This is a genomic window from Corynebacterium endometrii, assembly GCF_004795735.1.
Classification (GTDB): Bacteria; Actinomycetota; Actinomycetes; order Mycobacteriales; family Mycobacteriaceae; genus Corynebacterium; species Corynebacterium endometrii.
On the sequence record NZ_CP039247.1, the window covers coordinates 1,635,484 to 1,653,032 of the forward strand.

A 17,549-nucleotide genomic window follows, 5' to 3' on the forward strand; every position below is an offset into this window, starting at 1 on the left:
CGGGTTGCGAATGGTTCTACTGACAGAACTTCCACTCACCGCCCTCACGCTCAAAGCGCATGGTGGACGTTTCCTGTCCGCCACCAGAGGCCACCACTACGGTTGCGGAGGCTACGTCACCGTCTACACGGACGTCATTGAGGGATTCAACGTTGGTCTGGGACCAATTAACACCCAAGCTATCTAGCGGGATGTCCGGAATGGAATTGTAGTCATATGTCCTCAGGTCCTCTTCCTGGGCGTCTAGCACGCGCTGGCAGGTATGGGCCGGCACGTATTCTGAGAACTCGCGCAACGTGGTAGTGGCGTAGAGCCCCTGGCTCACGGCCATAAGCGCATCAATGGTGGCCTGGTCCGCTTGCTGACCGCCCTCCAGCGGCTGGCCCTCCGCGCTTCCCGGCGAGGCGGGCTGCCCCTCGAATGGATTGGCCATAGTCTGCGGCGTCTGCTCCCCACCTGCCGGCGGAGCCGCGGGCGGGTTATCGGCCTCGCCGCTGGGCTGCGGTTTAGGCTCCGCGTCCTCGGAAGCCGGGGCGGAGGAGGCTGCGGCCGCCTTCTTCTCGGCGTCCTGGGCGCTCCCTTCACCCGACGGCGCGGCCGCGGTTGTGGAAGTCACGGTAGTGGAGCCCGCTGCGGCGTCCTCCTCAGAGCCACAGGCGGCAAGCGTCAGCGACGCTCCAAGGGCGATGGCAATGACGGACTTCTTGGCGGTGTTCATTGGATAAAATGTCTCCTGTAATTTTCTAGGATGGCTGCAGCGCAGTGTTCACGGGGTGCCATGGGGTGCGCCCGCTACCGCGATGCCACGCTCAGTATGATTGGCGGCCCGATGCTCAGGGCCCCGGGACCTTAACGCCCATCGGGGATGACGGGGGTTATTGCCCCGCACCCTCCTAGGCCTGCAGTCTTGACCGGCTTCACGCCCGCGGCGCCTCACTGATCGATACTGAAACTAGATATCCGGCGGTATTGTGCTGCTCATCCTAACAAGCCAACGATGGATACTTGGTGATGGAACCCTTGAAACTTCCTGTGAAGAAACATTCGCCTTTCTTTAAATCCCTTCCAGCGGCAACCCCTTTTCCCAATCCCCACGTCTGCCAAGCCCCATTTCCGCCGCCGGGGCACTGGCGCCTGTGTCCGAGTCGCAAGGGGTGCGGATAGGGCTGCGGCGGCACACTCGGTGCGCGGAATTTCCCGCCTTTTATTATGCTTGGGCGAATGAGTGAAAAAACGCAGTCTGCCATCCAGGTTTGGCCTGGCTCTTCCTACCCACTGGGTTCCACCTATGACGGCTCAGGTACTAACTTCGCCATCTTTTCTGAGGCAGCGGAAAAGGTTGAACTGTGCCTGATCGATGAGGACGGAACCGAGCAGCGCGTTGAACTTACCGAGGTTCACGCCCACGTATTCCATGGCTACCTCCCGGGTGTTGGCCCGGGCCAGCGCTACGGTTACCGCGTCCACGGCACCTATGACCCGGATCGTGGCCTGCGCTGCGACCCGTCCAAGATCTTGGTGGATCCGTACGCCCGCGCCTTCGACGGAGAGTTTGACGGCGACGCGTCCCTGTACTCCTATGACATTTTCGCCGAAGAACAGGGCACCGGCCGCAATGAAGAGGACTCCCTGGGCCACACCATGCTCTCCGTCGTGGTCAACCCGTTTTTCGATTGGGGCGATACCCACCGTCCACACACCCCTGAGAACGAGACCGTAGTCTACGAGGCCCACGTCAAGGGCATGACCATGACGCACCCGGACGTGCCCGAGGAGATCCGCGGTACGTACTTGGGCATGGCCCATCCAAAGGTGGTTCAGTACTTCAAGGATCTTGGCGTTACCGCGGTCGAGCTTCTGCCGGTGCACCAGTTCCTGCAGGATGACCGCCTGCGTGAGCTAGGCCTGCGCAACTACTGGGGCTACAACACCTTCGGCTTCTTCGCCCCACACCAGGACTACTCCTCCGCCAAGAAGCCTGGGGACGTGGTCAATGAGTTTAAGACCATGGTCCGCGCCTACCACGACGCCGGAATCGAGATCATCCTCGATGTGGTCTACAACCACACCGCCGAGGGCAACCACCTGGGCCCAACCATCGCCTTCCGCGGCATCGATAACTTTGCCTACTACCGGCCGGTGGAGGGCGATGAGGCGCACTACATGGACTACACGGGCTGCGGTAACTCCCTCAACGTGCGCCACCCACACACCCTGCAGCTGATCATGGATTCCCTGCGCTACTGGGTTACGGAAATGCGGGTGGACGGCTTCCGCTTCGACCTGGCCTCCACCCTGGCCCGCGAGCTGGAGGACGTGGATAAGCTCGCTACCTTCTTCGACCTGGTGCAGCAGGATCCCGTGGTTTCGCAGGTCAAGCTGATCGCCGAGCCTTGGGACATTGGATTCAACGGCTACCAGGTGGGCAACTTCCCCCCAATCTGGAGCGAATGGAACGGCAAGTACCGCGACACGGTTCGCGATTTCTGGCGCGGGCAACCGGCCACCCTGGGCGAGTTTGCCTCACGCATCACCGGCTCTTCGGACCTGTACGGCAACAATGACCGCCGTCCCACCGCGTCCATCAACTTCATCACCGCTCATGATGGGTTCACCCTCAATGACCTGGTGTCCTACAACGAAAAGCACAACGAGGAAAACCAGGAGGACTCCCGCGACGGCGAGTCCCACAACCGCTCATGGAACATGGGGGTTGAGGGTCCAACCGATGACGAAGAGATTCTGAAGCTGCGCCGCCGCCAGATGCGAAACTTCCTCACCACCCTCATCCTGTCCCAGGGCACCCCAATGCTCGCCCACGGCGATGAGATGGCAAGGACCCAAAACGGCAACAATAACGTCTACTGCCAGGACAATGAGATTTCCTGGATGGACTGGGAATCCCTCAAGGAGGAAAAGCGCGCCCGCCTTCACCTGTTTACCAAGCGCCTGCTGAAGATCCGCAAGGAGCACCCGGTCTTCCGCCGACAGCGCTTCCTAGCCGGTGGCCCGCTGGGGGCTGACGTGCGCGAGCGCGATATCGCGTGGCTGGTCCCTGACGGCCGCCTGATGAACCAGGGCGACTGGGACAATGACTTTGGCAAGTCCGTCATGGTGTACCTCAACGGCAACGCGATCACCGAGCTGACTGATCGCGGCGAGCGCATCGTGGATGACTCCTTCATCATGATCTTCAATGCGCACTCCGATGAGATTGAGTTCACATTGCCCCCCGAGGAATTCGGCGCGAAGTGGATCATCATGGTGGATACCGCTCACTCCGGCGGCTACCCGTCCGAGGACACTTTCATCGACGCAAAGGGTACCCTGAAGGTTCCTGCGCACTCCTCGATGATCCTGAAGCAGGTTGAACCACCTGTCCATGAGGATGACGCTCACCCTGCAGAATAACCTTTAGTTGAAAGGCGTCTAACCCCAGTGACTGTTCAAGCCCACGGTGCCACGATTGATATCACAGCTGATTCGGTAGTGATATCCCGCTCCCTGCTGTCCGTCTGCCTCGGCGGCCGGCCACAGGATGTGGTCCCCTTAAGCTCGATTACTGGGGTTAGCGCTACCCAGCCAGGCTCCGCCACCCCCGGTTCCTTGCTCCTTGAGGGCGCCGGCGTCACCGTTGCCTTCGCACCAAACCAGGATGCCGAGGCATGCGCGGCGCTCATCCGCTCCGCCCAGCGTGGCGAGGCACCTTCCGCGGGTCCGCTGTCCGCGGGCAAGGTAGCGGGTCTGGATTTCACCGCCGTGGACGTGGAGACCGCCAACGGCAACTGGGGGTCCATCTGCCAAATTGGCGCGGTCCGCTTCCGCGATGGCGAGGAGACTGACGCCGCGACGTGGCTGTGCAAGCCGCCGGCGGGAATCGACAATTTCGATGATCTCAACATCGGCATCCATGGCATCAAGCCCGAGGATGTGGCAGACGCCCCGGATTTTGCCACCGTTGCCGCGGAGTTTAAGCAGTTTCTGGGAGAGGACACCTTCGTTGCGCATAACGCGCAGTTCGATTCCACGGCGCTGCATTTGGCGCACCTCGCGGCCGGGATCCCCTCCCCCGCCCTCTCTTTCACCTGCTCGCTTGCCCTGGCCCGCCACGCGTCCAAACTGGGCGTTATTAACGTGGCGAACCACAAGCTTCCCACCGTCGCCGCCGCGGTGGGCTTGGACAAGTTCAAGCACCACGACGCGTGCGAGGATGCCCGCGCGGCCGGTCACATCATCTCCGGCCTGGCCCGCGGCCTCGACTTCGAGGGGACCATCACGGGCCTCTTTGAGTCCCAGGGATTTACCGTGGGTTCAATAAACGGCGACGCGGTCATGCCCGTCCTCCGCGCCGCAACCGCGCCGAATACCGCCGCCGATCTTGGCGCCGGGACGGATTTCCGCGACCATTCCTCAACCGCGTCCGGCCGGTCCCGGAAGCCGGCCGCGGGGAAAACCGCCGCGAAGAAGTCCGGTGCCAAAAACTCCTCCCGCCCCGCCCCATGGCAGTCCGTGGCCACCCCGGATACCATTCCAGACCCTAATCCGGACGCGGATCCGTCCAACCCTTTCTTCGGGCAGAACGTGACCCTGACCGGTGACTTCGATCCGTTCGATAAGGGCCTGCTGTGGAGCGCGATTGCCGAGCGCGGCGGCCAGATCGGAAAGAATGTCACCAAAAAGACCACCATCTTGGTCCTGGGCACCTGGGCAACTAAGACCTCCAAGGAAAAACGCGCGGAGGAACTCATTTCCAAGGGCCAGAGCATCGAGCTCATGCCTTCAGAAAAGCTCTTCGAGCTCCTTGGTCTTGAACTTGAGCCACCGTTTTAAGGGTTTTTAAGCTGCCCCCGGGAACCGTTGGGGCCTTTCAACAGTCCAATAAAGGTAGAAACGTTTACCCTTATCATGCGTACTGGAAGGCCCTATCATGCACGCTATTCCTCTACTTGTGCCGTCCACGCGGGATTACCACCCCGAGCCGGATTCGGGCCAACTCGCCTCCCTAAACCTATCGGACTCCGCGTCCATGATCCTGGCCAAGCCGGATGATGCCTACGCCCCGGTTTCACTGCACGAGCTCGCCTCCCTCGGCCTGCAGGTGCGTCAGGCCTGGGACGAGGCGGCGGCCGGCATGATACGGGCCTCCACGGGTCAACTGGGCATCCAGTTCTTTACCCGCAGCGCGTCCTACCTTCTGGGGCACGCCGCTCGCGCCGGACTTCAGCTCCACACCAAAAGCGCTCCAGTATCGTCCTGGTTTGCGCATCCCCGTACCTTCTCCATCCTGGACGGGCACCTAAAGCAGCAGCTGGGAACGGAATTAGTCTTTTATTTCGTCACGGACGCGAACACGGTCTTTGCTTTCCCCGAATCCAATCTGAAGATTGTCGATCTGCTCTACCAGGCGGTCGAACGGCGCTTCGGCCCCGTCCTGTTCCCAAAGCCTCTATTATGGGCTAACGGATTCCCCTATTCCTTCACCCCGTCCGTGGGGAGAAATGTGGCCTAGACACGCAGCAGAAGGAGCGTTCCCATTGCCCGAAAGCTCAATGTCCAAATTGGGCAACCAGTACCATAGCTTCGTCCGCCAGCACCCCCTCGCCGCGGAGGAATTCGCTGACGCTATCGAAGATCTCCTCAATGACGCCGGCATCATCTTTGACCGCGTGTCCACCCGCATCAAATCCTGGCCGAGTTACAAGGCCAAGGCCAAAAAGAAGCGCGAGGACGGCTCGCCGATGTACCCACACCCCTGGGAGGATATTAAAGACCTCATTGGGGTGCGCATCACCGTCTTCAATTCCCACACCATCCCCAAGGCTATCGAGGTCTTAGGCAATTCCTTCACCGTCATCCGTTCGGTCAACAAGACGGCCGAAACCCGCGTCTCCGGTGGTTTTGGCTACGGATCACACCACCTGATCCTGGAAACCACCGACGTGATCGAGGAACTTGCCCCGTACAAAAACATGACCTTCGAGGTGCAGATCCGCACCGTTTTGCAGCATGCGTGGGCGGAATTTGAGCATGACATCCGCTACAAGCAGGGGCCTAATCCCGCCCCGGCCCAGGTGGACCGCCTGTTTACCCTGGCCGCCGGCCTCATCGAGCTTGCCGACCAGCAATTCGATGAAATCGCCGCCTTGAAGGAACCCTCCACGGATGCGGCCGCGGATGTGGATATCAACGCCGAAACCCTGCCCGGCATCCTGGCTGTCTACCTGGGAGGGCGTTTCCCGCGTTCGCGCTCCGAGCACTACCGTTGGCTGGCGGAATTGCTGGAGCTATCCGGTATTACCACCATGGGCCAGCTCAAGGAGCTGCTCAATATCACGGACATCACTCGGGTTAACGAGGCCATGCGCTACCGCTTCCAGCCCTCGCAGGTCCGCCTCATCGATGATCTCCTCCTCAACCGCTTCGGCCAGGCTTACATCGACGCCACCGGCAACACCGGCACGCGCACGGACCGTCCCGCCCGCCTGACCCGTCGCCTCAAGCAGCTTAAAGCCCTCCACAAGAAGCCGGAATGAACGGGCGTAATATAACCGCCGTCTAGCCGGGGCGATAGGGCCAGCCAGAAGGCTTTGGGAAGCACCCAGCATGGCTCGGGCTGCCTCCCTTCCCGGGCACGCGGGCGCATCGCCAGCGGCATCAACGGCTTGGCCAAGGCGTCTCGTTGGGTAAGTCGGTGGCGATGGCGGCTGCCACGCGTGCATCGCCGTAGCGGCGCATTAGCTCCCACAGCGGCTCCTCCGAAGCGGTGAGTTTCGCCACGCGTGCGTCATCGCCCTCACGCCGAGCGCGGGCGAGCGCAACCGAAAACCCTGGCAGGACTCCCCCAATCGCCGAGTACCACGAGGTGCCGCCGGCGTCGATTCCCTCAAGGGCCACGGCATCGCTACCAATTCCCAAGGCCAAATCCGTGTGTTTGGAAAGCGCCTTCACGTGGCTGGTCCCGGCGAGGCTTACCGCATCGATGCGCGGCAGCGCGGACAGTTTCCGCAGGAATACCGGGCTAAACGCGAAACCGGAGGGATTCTCATCGGCAGTCACGGGTGTTGATACCAGCTGCGAAACCGCGGAATAAAGCCCAAAGGCCTCGTCCTCGGTCAGCCCGTGATACCCAACGGGCTCCAACAGCAGGGCGTCCGCACAAGGTGTCCAATTCCCCCAGGCTGGCCCGGGGCTTGGCAGTTCCCGCCTCCAGCGGGGTGGGAACTGCTAAGCGTTGACGCCATCAAACAAGTTTAGTCACCTAACGCAATCCCCCGCGGAACTTCTCCATCTGCCGCCGCTCGCGCTTGGTGGGCCTGCCCGCCCCGCGTTCACGCACCGGGACAGAGGGCATAAATTCCTTGGGCGGTGGCGGCGGCGCGTGATCCGTATAGCAGGTGCGCGCGACGGGCGCCCCCACACGCTTGCGCACGGTGGCCAGCACTTCCAGGTCATGCTCGTGGTGATTGCGCCACACGCGCACGCGATCCCCCGGCACCACCTGGGCGGCGGGCTTGACCGCCTCCCCGTTGAGTTTGACGTGCCCGGCGCGCACTGCCTGGGCCGCCTCACCGCGGGTTTTGAACATGCGCACTGACCAGACCCACGCGTCAATGCGGACTGGGAGTCCCTCTGGGGTAGTCATTAGTAGTTGTTGTGATTTTCGTTCACAATCTTCTGGATCCGCATCCAGTTGTAGGCGCCGCCCGCTACGGCGACGATAAGCCCCAGGGACATCCAGAACCAGAAGCTACCGGTGAACACGAATGCCGCCAGGACGCCGCCACCCACGCCTGCGGCTACGGAGATTACTCCGTTCTTGGCGTGCTTACGCACCGCCTGCTTGCGCTGTTCAATGGGATTATTGGGGCGTCGCTGCATAGTCATGGTGCCTATATTAACGCACGATTTCCACCCATGACGTCCCGGCTTCCTGTGCTTCTACCTGACCTTGGGTTAGGGCCGCCAATGTGGCGTTAAGCTGGTCCAATTCCCCGGGATTGATGGCCAAGGTATAGGTCACCGCTGCGCCGTAGGCGGTATCGACGATTTCGATTCCGCGGTTGCGCAGTTCGGCCTCGAGTTTCCCCGCATCGGCGTGTGCAAACTGAACGAGGTAGAGCTCTTTCACCGCGCGGGTAACGCGCGTTACCCGCTCCATGGTTTCGCTCACGGCCCCGCCGTAGGCGTGGACCAGCCCGCCGGCGCCGAGCTTGATGCCGCCGAAGTAACGCACAACCACCGCCGCTACGTCGAGCAGGCCGGAGCCCTTGACCACGTCCAGCATGGGTTTGCCGGCGGTACCGGAGGGTTCGCCGTCATCCGAGGAGCGCTCCACCGGGTTGGCCCCATCCACATGGTAGATGTAGGCCGAACAGTGGTGGCGCGCGTCCGGGTATCGGGAACGCACCTCATCGATGAAGCCGCGGGCTTCGTCCTCATTCTGAACCCGCCTTATCAGCGTGATGAAGCGGGAACGCTTGATCTCAATCTCATGGCTGACCGTTTCATCAGCACGCGGAAGTTCGTAGCTAGTAAGCACTAAGCCACCAAGAAATCGTAGCCGGGCGTTCCCGGTTTGAGGTGCTCACAGTCGACCTTGGATTCCCGCATGCGGTTCAGCAGAGGCTCTAGTCCCTCGGCCGAGCCCAGCTCGAGGCCCACGAGCGCTGTGCCGGTTTCGCGGTTGTTGCGCTTCAAGTACTCAAAGAGGGTGATGTCATCATGCGGCCCCAGGATGTCTTCCAGGAAGTGACGCAGCTGTCCGGGCTCCTGCGGGAAGTTGACGAGGAAGTAATGCTTCAGGCCACGGTGGACTAGGGAGCGCTCCATAATCTCGGCGTAGCGCAAAACGTCGTTGTTGCCGCCGGAGATAACGCATACCACCACAGAGCCCGGCGCCAGGTCTAGCTTGCTTAGGCCAGCCACGGACAGTGCGCCCGCGGGTTCGGCGATGATGCCCTCATTTTGGTACAGCTCCAGCAGCTCGGTGCACACTGACCCTTCAGAGACCACGTCAACGTTGAGGCGCCCCTGATTGGCCTCGAGGATCTGATACGGTAGCGTGCCCACGCGGCGTACGGCGGCACCATCCACGAACGGGTCCACGGTATCCAGGGTCACCGGGCCGCCCTCCGCGAAAGCCGCGGTGAGTGATGCGGCGCCGGCGGGCTCGATTCCCACCACCGCCGTGCGCGGCGACATATCGGCCACGTAGCTGGTGATCCCGGAGATGAGGCCGCCGCCGCCCACGGGAACCACGGCGCAATCCAGGGACTTGCCCAGGGTGGATAGCTGCGCAATGATTTCCGCTGCCACGGTCCCCTGGCCTATCACGGTGTCGCGGGAATCAAACGGCTCAATGAAGGTTGCGCCCTGCTCCGCCGCATACTCGTGCGCTGCGGCCGCCGCGTCATCGAAGTTGGCGCCCACTACGACCAGCTCCACCATGTCACCGCCGTGGACCATGATGCGGTCCCGCTTTTGCTTAGGCGTTGGGGCTGGGACGTAGATGCGGCCCTTGATCCCCATGGTCCGGCAGGCATAGGCCACGCCCTGAGCGTGGTTGCCGGCCGAAGCGGTCACAATGCCGGCCGCGCGCTGCTCATCGTTGAGGTTGGAGATGCCGTAGAGCGCCCCGCGAATCTTGTAGGAGCGCACGTCCTGCAAATCCTCGCGCTTCAGGTACACCTCAAATCCCGTCTGCTGGGACAGGCGCGGGCAGTACTGCAGCGGGGTGGGGGCAATCTCGGAGGAAATTCGCGCCTGGGCCTGCTGAATATCGAAGGCGTGGATTACGTCGAATTCCTTGGATGGCGCTGCAGCATTAGTACTCATGGTTTTAGTATCTTACCCCCTAAACCGCGCGCGGGAATCTACCCTCCAGCTTTCCCGCGACATGGAACTCGAATCGGAAGGGGGTAACCCGCTGTTAACTCAAAGATCCCGCCGGTTTAACCAGCGCTTCCGCCGCAATACAATCCCGTGGGCTTAGCTGGGAGGGCAGTTTTTACGTCCCCCAAGCCAGCCAAAGGACCCCAATGACCACGTCACGTCTGCGAACTTTTACCCTTGCTACCCTTGTCGCCACTGCGTCTGCAGCGACTGTTCCGCCGGCCAGCGCGCAGGAATTTGGGGGCGTTGTCCCTAACGTGATTTCCCACTCCGCCACGGTCGCCTCGTTATCCATGACCCCGATCGGGAGCTACGCCACTGGCCTTTTTGCGGAGTCCGCCGCGGAAATCGTGGCGTTTCATGCGCCGTCGCAGCGCATCCTGACGGTCAACGCCACCTCTGGCGAGGTGGATATTTTGGATGCCTCGAACCCCCGCCAGCTGCAAAAGGTTGGGGCCATCAGCGCCGGTGAGGGCAGGGAAATCAACTCGGTCGCCGTTCGCGCCGACGGGCTGGCCGTAGCCGCCGTGCAAGCGCCCAACAAGACGGACAATGGCGAAGCACTCTTCTTCGACGCCGCCGGGGATGGCGCCGAGCTTGGCCGGGTTAGCGTCGGCGCCTTGCCGGATAACGTGTCGCTGTCCAAGGACGGCAGGTACGCGTTAGTGGCCAACGAGGGTGAACCGTCCAACGAGCTCAACCCAGAAGGCACCGCATACACCGCGAATCCCGCGGGCTCCGTATCCATCATCGCGCTTTCGGATGACGTGGCCGCGGCCACTCAAGCCGATGTACGCACCGCCGGCTTCGAGGCCTTTGACTCCCCCGGCGCGCTTGACCCATCCATCCGCGTCTTTGGCCCGTCAGGCCATCACAACAAGCCTTCCCTGGATTTCGAGCCGGAGTACGTAGCACCGGCATCCAACGGCAAGGCGTATGTGTCCATTCAGGAGGCCAACGCGATTGGCATCATTGACATTGAGTCCGCAACTGTGGAAAAGGTGGTTCCTGCCCACATCGCCGATCATTCCGTTACCCCTATCGACCCATCCAACAAGGATGGGTCGGCTCGGCCGCGCACCCTTCCGGTAAAGGGCCTGTCGATGCCGGATAGCATGGCGGCGTTCGAGTCCGGCGGCCAGACGTTTATCGCCGCCGCCAACGAGGGCGACGCGCGCGAATGGGGCGTTCACGAAGATGAAGGCGGCTCGGGTGTCTACACGGATGAAATCGAGCTCAAGGACGTCATTGAGGGCGGCCTGGTGTGTGAAGGCGCGCTGGGTGAAACTGATACCGCCGCGCTTGCCGAGGCGGAATCCGCGGGAAACTTAAAACTTAGCGCTGCCTCCGGTTGGGACGCCGAGAATGGCTGCTTCGATGAGCTGCACGCATACGGCTCCCGCAGCTTTTCAATTTATGACTCCGCCTGCAACGTAGTGTTTGATTCCGGCGCGGAATTCGAACGCATCACTGCCGAGCTGCACGAGCGGGGCGAATTGGTTTTCAACGCGGATAACGAGGGCAATGCTTTCGATGACCGCTCCGATAACAAGGGCCCCGAGCCTGAGGCGCTGACCATTGGCCGGGTCGGCGAGCGCACCTACGCGTTCATTGGCGCCGAGCGCGTGGGCGGCATCTTCGTCTATGACGTTACGGATCCGGCGAACGCCACCTTCCAGACCTATGTCAACAACCGCGACTTTCGTGCCGATCCTAGGTCCCCTCAGGCCGGAGATCTGGGTCCCGAGGGCTTCAGCTTTGTCCCCGATGAAGATTCCCCTACCGGCAAGGACCTGCTCATTGTGGGCAATGAGGTCTCCGGGACCACCACCGTTTACGAGATCGAGGAGGCGCTTTCTTCTTCCGACGCCGCCCCCAGCTCCCCTAGCGGTTCATCTACCGGCGGCACCGTAGCAGCGGTCATCGCGGCGGTGCTCGGCATCGCGGCCGCATTATTGCTAAGCCCGCCCATCCTCAATCCCCTCGTGGCCGCGCTACCTGACAGCCTGCGCGCCCAGATCGAGGCCGCGCTGGGTCGCTAAGGATAATTGTCCAATTTTCATTTAATGGTATGAATCTCTGGCAATTCCTGCTAAATTCATTGGCAATTGCATAAACCCCCAATTAAGGAGTACTGCCCTTCATGCGCGTTAATCGCTTCTCCGTCGCACTGATTGCCGCAACCAGCGCCTCCCTGGCCCTGGTCACCCCGGTCGCTGCCGCCCAGACTGCCGATGCGAACGGCAATGCCTCCGGCCTGTCCGCTGAATGCCAGGCTGAGGTGGACCAGGCCAAGGCCGACCATGCGGCACAGGCCGAAGCAGGTGGTTCCTCATTCATGGGCCCACAGGAACTCCTGCTGGGCGCTGTCAACGGTTACGGCTCCTCCGGCATGCCTGAAACCCCAGAATGCGCTCAGCCTGAAACCGAAGAGGAGCGCGAGGAGCAGGCCCTCTCGCAGCTTCCGGATTGGGCGCAGTCCGCCGTTCCTTCCCCAGAGGCCCGCGAGGCCTTCGCCTGGATCGGCGCCATCCTCGGCTTGGTCGGCGGCGCAGCACAGCTGCTCACCATCGTGGCCTCCATCAACCCTGCGGTCCTGGATCCTATCCGCTCGGCCCTTAAGGCGGCCGGCATTAAGCTGTAAAACCCAAACAAAAAAGGAGCGCCCACCGTCGCGGTGGGCGCTCCTTTTGGCGTTGGCCTTAGAACAGCTCCTTGGACGCTAGCTCAGCGCCCTTGACCAGGGAGTCCAGCTTGGCCCACGCGATTTGGTGGTGGATGCGTCCGCCCAGGCCACAGTCCGAGGAGGCGATAACATTTTCCGGGCCCACCAGTTCGGCGAACTGAATGATGCGATCGGCAACGAGGCGCGGATGCTCCACGGCGTTGGTGTTGTGGGAGATAACGCCCGGGTAGATAACGGTGCCCTCTGGCAGCTTGTGTTCCTTCCATACGCGCCACTCGTGCGCATGGCGCGGGGATGCGCCCTCGAAGGAGTAGCCACCCACCTTGGCGCGCAGGATCTCGTCGATGATGTCCTCGAAAGGAATGTCGGTGACGTGCGGGCCGTGCCACGAGCCCCAGCAGATATGCAGGCGGGTCAGTTCGCGAGGAATGTCCTTGATGGAATCGTTGAGCACATCGATGCGCTCGCGCACCCAAGCCTGGAAATCCTCGACGCTTGGCTCGGGGTTGATCTGGTCCCACGCCTCGGCGAGGTCTGGCGCATCAAACTGGACTACCAGGCCTGCGTCGGTAATCGCCTTGTACTCCTCGGACAGCGCGGCTCCGCACGCCTGGACCACCTCGAGGTCAGTGTCGTAGTACTTGTTGTTCAGGCGCGCCGCGGATCCCGGGGACAGGGCCGCCACGAAGCCGTGCTGGGCGCCCGCGCGGTCCAGCGCGTCGCGCAGCAGCTTCACGTCAGCGGCGACCTGGTCCTGGCCGATGTAAGTGATCGGGCCGGTGAATTCGGGGTTGCCCACCTTCTTGCGGCCGGTGAAGATGCCGGACTCAGGGTCGTTGTACGCCTCGCTAAACAGCGCGCGGTCGCGGCGATCGATAAAGGAGGTCAGCTTGATGTTTCCGGGCTCAGAGCGCACCTTCTCCTGGTTGGCCCAGCGGTCAGTATCGGTCATGGTGAGCCCGCCCAGGCGGGTAAAGGAGTAGTTCCACCACGCGCCGTAATCAACCGCGCCGGAGGTGATGTGGCCGTACTCGCCCTCATTGATGATGTCCAGGCCAAGGTCCAGCTGGCGCTTGACGACCTTGTCCACGGATTCCGTGAGGATCTCGTTGAACGCCTCATCGGAGATGGCGCCGTCCGCGCGCTTGAGGTTTGCCTCGAGCAGTTCGGGCGTGCGAGGAAGCGAGCCTACGTGAGTGGTGAGGATCTTGTTAGACATGGGGCTCCTTTTTGAATTCCATTCTTTTTTAGACCAAGCGGTCTATTTCCTCTTGCCACTCTAGCGCCCAACCCGCCCGGCATCCGCTTTTATATTCACGCACGCCCTCGGCGGCGCGTTAGCCCAGAATTCCCTGCCCCATCGTGGCCTTGAGATCACCCATCAAACTGCCGGAGCGCTCCACGCGCAAATGTTCGCCCAGGATCATGGTGGTGGACTCATCCCCGTTGACCAGGTTGAGATACACGTCGGATTCGCCCTTGTTATTGAGCAGCACCCGCTTTAGCTTGGCGATGTTTTCCATGGTGCACTGCTCAGTGCGCAGAGTCAGGCGCAGCGGCAGGCCGGCGCCGCCGCCGGGGCCAAGATCCGGCACGCGGATATCTGAGCAAAACAGGGACATGCGCTCATCGCGGACCTTCACCTGGACCTTGGCCAGGATGATGTTATCCTCAGCGATCTGCGGCGCCACCAAGGAATAGACCTGGTTGAAGACCAGGATATCCACCTGTGCGCCATGGTGATCCTCAATGGTAACGATGGCCCACGGGGAACCGTCCCGCTTGGAGTAGCGCCTATCGACCGCGGAGATAATTCCGCCGATGATAAGCTCCTGGCCATGGCGCACCTCGTTGGCCAGAATCTTTGGCAGCGGCGTATCGGTCTGCTCTTCAAGCGCCTCCTCGAAGCCGTCCAGTGGATGGCCGGAGACGTACAATCCCAGCATTTCGCGCTCGAGCGCCAGTTCGTGTTTGCGGTCCCAGTTCTGATCCGGCACGTCGATGCTAAACGCGGAGACCACCTCCCCATCGTCGCCACCGAATCCCGCGAAGAGATCAAACTGCCCCTTATCCGCCGCCTTTTTGGTGGTCTGGACGGAATCCACCGCGTCCTCCTGAATCAGCATCAGGCCCTTTCGCGGATGGCCCAGGGAGTCGAAAGCGCCAGCCTTAATTAGTGATTCGGTCACGCGCTTGGAGCAGGCCGTCAACTCAATCTTGTCCAGGTAATCGGAAAACGAGGTAAACGCGCCCTTTTCCTTGCGGGACTTCATGATGGACTGGACCACATCCGCGCCGACGTTGCGGATGGCGCCCATGCCGAAGCGGATATCCTCGCCCACCGCCTGGAAGTCCACGACGGACTCGTTAACGTCCGGTGGAAGCACCTTGATGCCCAGGTGGCGGCAATCGGCCAGGTAGATGGCGGACTTGTCCTTCTTGTCACCCACGGACGTCAGTAGAGCGGCCATGTATTCCGGGGCGTAGTACGCCTTGAGGTACGCGGTCCAGAAGGACACCAGGCCGTAGCCCGCCGCGTGGGACTTGTTGAACGCGTAGGCCGCGAAGGGCTCAATGGTGCCCCACAGCGCGTCCATCGCGCTCTTGGAAAACCCGTTGGCCTGCATGCCCTCCCAGAATTTTTCATATTGTTGGGCCAGCACTTCCGGTTTCTTCTTACCCATGGCTTTACGGAAGCCGTCCGCCTCGCCCGCGGTGTAGTTGGCCACCTTTCGCGAGATCTCCATGATCTGCTCCTGGTACACGATGAGGCCGTAGGTCTCAGACAGGATGTCCTTGAGCGGTTCCTCTAACTCGGGGTGGATGGGGACAATCTCCTTGCGGCCATTCTTGCGGTCCGCATAATCCCAGTGGGCATTGACGCCCATTGGTCCCGGTCGGTAGAGCGCCAGGGACGCCACGATATCCTTGAATCCCGTTGGCTTCATGCGCTTAAGCAGCTCCTGCATGCCGCCGGAGTCAAGCTGGAACACGCCCAGGGTATCGCCGCGGGAAAGCAGCTCATAGACCTTGGACACCCGTGGATCGTCGGCGTGGATATCCTCCAGCGCGATCTCCTCGCCACGGTTTTTCTTGATATTGGCCAGCGCGTCACCGATCACGGTGAGGTTGCGCAGGCCCAGAAAGTCCATCTTCAGCAGGCCAATGGCCTCGCACGCCGGGTAATCCCAGCCGGTGATGAGCGCGCCATCGGCCGGGCGCTTCCACATTGGGATGTGGTCCATCAGGCGCACGGACGCCATAATCACCGCACACGCGTGCACGCCGGCCTGGCGGACCACGCCTTCAAGGCCGCGGGCGGTTTCATAGATTTTCTTAACGTCTGGATCCGTCTCGATGAGGCTGCGCACCTCGGTGGCCTCGGAATAGCGCTCATGCTCGGGGTCCATGATTCCCTTGAGCGGAATGTCCTTCGCCATGATGGCGGGCGGCAGCGCGCCGTTGATGCGGTCAGCCATCTGGAAGCCCGGCTGGCCGAAGTGCACCTTTGCCGAGTCCTTGATGGCCTGCTTGGTCTTGACCGTGCCGAAGGTGATAACCTGCGCAATCTTGTCCTCGCCCCAACGCTCCGCGGCGTAGGCGATCATCTCACCGCGGCGGCGGTCATCGAAGTCGATATCGATATCCGGCGCGGATGGGCGCTCCGGGTTTAGGAACCTCTCGAACAGTAGGCCGTGCTCGATGGGATCGATATTGGTGATGGTGAGCGCGTACGCCACCAGCGCGCCCGCCGCGGAGCCACGACCCGGGCCCACCCAGATGCCGATGGAGCGGGCGTGTTTGATGATCTCGGCGACGATGAGGAAGTAGGACGGGTAGCCCTTTCCGTCGATGACCTCGATCTCATATTCCGCGCGGTCTATGTATTCCTGCGGCACGTCCCCGCCATTGAAGCGGTCCTTGAGCCCCCGCATGACCTCCTCGTGCAGCCAGGACGTAGGAGTGTAGCCCTCCGGAACATCGGCGATGGGCATGCGGTCATGGGTGTGCTCCTCCCAAATCTCGCCGTAGTCCTCAACGCGTTCGGCGATCCACAAAGTGTTATCGCAGCCGTCCGGCACCATGTCATCCCACAGCTCGCGCATCTCCGCCGCCGACTTGATGTAGTAGCCCGTGCCGTCAAATTTGAAGCGATCCGGGTCGAGCAGGGTCTTACCGGTCTGCACGCAGAGCATCGCCTCGTGGGCAGGGGCCTGGGATTCCAGAACGTAGTGGCAGTCATTGGTTACCAGCGGCGGCAGATCCAGCTTGCGGCCGATATCTAACAGCGCGTCACGGGTGCGCTTTTCAATGTCCAACCCGTGGTCCATCAGCTCAAGGAAGTAATTATCCTTGCCGTAGATGTCCTGCCACATGGCGGCGGCCTCAAGGGCTTCATCGTACTGCCCCAGGCGCAGCCTGGTCTGCACGTCGCCGGATGGGCAGCCGGTGGTGGCGATGATGCCGTCCGCGTGCTCCGCGATAAGCTCCGCGTCCATACGCGGCCATTTGCCCAGCTGGCCCTCATACGAGGCCAGGCTGGAGAGCTTGAACAGGTTTTTTAGGCCCGTGGCGTTTTCCGCCAGCATGGTCTGGTGCAGATACGCTCCCGAAGCCGAAACGTCATCCCGCTTCTGATCCGGAGTACCCCAGAGCACACGTTTTTTGTTGAAGCGGGATTCCGGCGCCATGTACGCCTCGATACCGATGATGGGTTTGACCCCGGCTGAGGTCATCTTCTGATAGAAGGCATTGGAGCCAAACATGTTGCCGTGGTCGGTCATGCCCACCGCCGGCATGCCCTGGCGGTTCACCTCATCGGCTAGCAGATCCACCTTGGCCATGCCGTCAAGCATGGAAAATTCGGTGTGGTTATGCAGGTGTACAAATGAGGAGTTTTTGGCCATGGGGCCATTTTAGCGGCCTTGACAAGTTGGCCCAATGGCCCTGAATACCACACCCCTCCCCGCGA

The 17,549-nt window shown here is 61.6% G+C and carries 14 protein-coding genes; 6 read left to right on the forward strand and 8 right to left on the reverse strand.

From position 1 onward, the window contains the following. Positions 1 to 16: 16 nt before the first annotated feature. Positions 17 to 718 carry a hypothetical protein gene (locus tag CENDO_RS07370; RefSeq protein WP_136141459.1) on the reverse strand — a complete coding sequence of 234 codons (702 nt, stop codon included), beginning with the start codon at positions 716 to 718 and terminating at the stop codon, positions 17 to 19. A gap of 503 nt (positions 719 to 1,221) precedes the next feature. Between CENDO_RS07370 and glgX the strand changes: the two genes are divergently transcribed. From glgX to CENDO_RS07390, 4 genes are all read left to right on the forward strand, one after another. Next, positions 1,222 to 3,411, forward strand: coding sequence for a glycogen debranching protein GlgX (gene glgX, locus CENDO_RS07375; RefSeq protein ID WP_136141460.1), 2,190 nt, complete (start codon positions 1,222 to 1,224; stop codon positions 3,409 to 3,411). 27 nt (positions 3,412 to 3,438) lie between these two features. Then, positions 3,439 to 4,830 carry a 3'-5' exonuclease gene (locus CENDO_RS07380; RefSeq protein WP_136141461.1) on the forward strand — a complete coding sequence of 464 codons (1,392 nt, stop codon included), beginning with the start codon at positions 3,439 to 3,441 and terminating at the stop codon, positions 4,828 to 4,830. 97 nt (positions 4,831 to 4,927) lie between these two features. Continuing rightward, positions 4,928 to 5,509 carry a hypothetical protein gene (locus tag CENDO_RS07385; protein ID WP_136141462.1) on the forward strand — a complete coding sequence of 194 codons (582 nt, stop codon included), beginning with the start codon at positions 4,928 to 4,930 and terminating at the stop codon, positions 5,507 to 5,509. Between the two features lie 25 nt (positions 5,510 to 5,534). Next, positions 5,535 to 6,533: a GTP pyrophosphokinase gene (locus tag CENDO_RS07390; protein WP_136141463.1), complete on the forward strand. Its 999-nt coding sequence runs from the start codon at positions 5,535 to 5,537 to the stop codon at positions 6,531 to 6,533. A 121-nt stretch (positions 6,534 to 6,654) separates the two neighbouring features. Here CENDO_RS07390 and CENDO_RS07395 read toward each other — a convergent pair whose 3' ends face one another. The 5 genes from CENDO_RS07395 to ilvA form a co-directional block, all read right to left on the reverse strand. Beyond that, positions 6,655 to 7,056, reverse strand: a complete 402-nt coding sequence (locus tag CENDO_RS07395; RefSeq protein WP_136141464.1) for a dihydrodipicolinate synthase family protein — start codon at positions 7,054 to 7,056, stop codon at positions 6,655 to 6,657. 202 nt (positions 7,057 to 7,258) lie between these two features. After that, positions 7,259 to 7,642 (reverse strand): RNA-binding S4 domain-containing protein, encoded by a 384-nt coding sequence (locus tag CENDO_RS07400; protein WP_136141465.1) that lies wholly within the window; start codon positions 7,640 to 7,642, stop codon positions 7,259 to 7,261. Beyond that, on the reverse strand, positions 7,642 to 7,884 hold the full coding sequence (locus CENDO_RS07405; protein WP_136141466.1) for a hypothetical protein: 243 nt from the start codon (positions 7,882 to 7,884) through the stop codon (positions 7,642 to 7,644). Before CENDO_RS07405 ends, CENDO_RS07400 begins: the two co-directional genes overlap by 1 nt. Before the next feature lie 10 nt (positions 7,885 to 7,894). Next, on the reverse strand, positions 7,895 to 8,539 hold the full coding sequence (locus CENDO_RS07410) for a YigZ family protein (RefSeq protein WP_136141467.1): 645 nt from the start codon (positions 8,537 to 8,539) through the stop codon (positions 7,895 to 7,897). After that, the gene (gene ilvA, locus CENDO_RS07415) at positions 8,539 to 9,834 is read right to left on the reverse strand and encodes a threonine ammonia-lyase IlvA (protein WP_136141468.1); all 1,296 of its coding nucleotides are present in this window, start codon (positions 9,832 to 9,834) and stop codon (positions 8,539 to 8,541) included. Before ilvA ends, CENDO_RS07410 begins: the two co-directional genes overlap by 1 nt. A gap of 203 nt (positions 9,835 to 10,037) precedes the next feature. Between ilvA and CENDO_RS07420 the strand changes: the two genes are divergently transcribed. After that, complete coding sequence (locus CENDO_RS07420; RefSeq protein WP_136141469.1) at positions 10,038 to 11,933, forward strand: choice-of-anchor I family protein; 1,896 nt, start codon at positions 10,038 to 10,040, stop codon at positions 11,931 to 11,933. Positions 11,934 to 12,034: 101 nt separating this feature from the next. Next, complete coding sequence (locus CENDO_RS07425; RefSeq protein WP_136141470.1) at positions 12,035 to 12,535, forward strand: hypothetical protein; 501 nt, start codon at positions 12,035 to 12,037, stop codon at positions 12,533 to 12,535. Positions 12,536 to 12,593: 58 nt separating this feature from the next. Here CENDO_RS07425 and CENDO_RS07430 read toward each other — a convergent pair whose 3' ends face one another. Next, positions 12,594 to 13,796: a cobalamin-independent methionine synthase II family protein gene (locus tag CENDO_RS07430; RefSeq protein WP_136141471.1), complete on the reverse strand. Its 1,203-nt coding sequence runs from the start codon at positions 13,794 to 13,796 to the stop codon at positions 12,594 to 12,596. A gap of 118 nt (positions 13,797 to 13,914) precedes the next feature. Next, positions 13,915 to 17,484: a DNA polymerase III subunit alpha gene (gene dnaE / locus CENDO_RS07435; RefSeq protein ID WP_136141472.1), complete on the reverse strand. Its 3,570-nt coding sequence runs from the start codon at positions 17,482 to 17,484 to the stop codon at positions 13,915 to 13,917. Between the last annotated feature and the right edge of the window lie 65 nt (positions 17,485 to 17,549).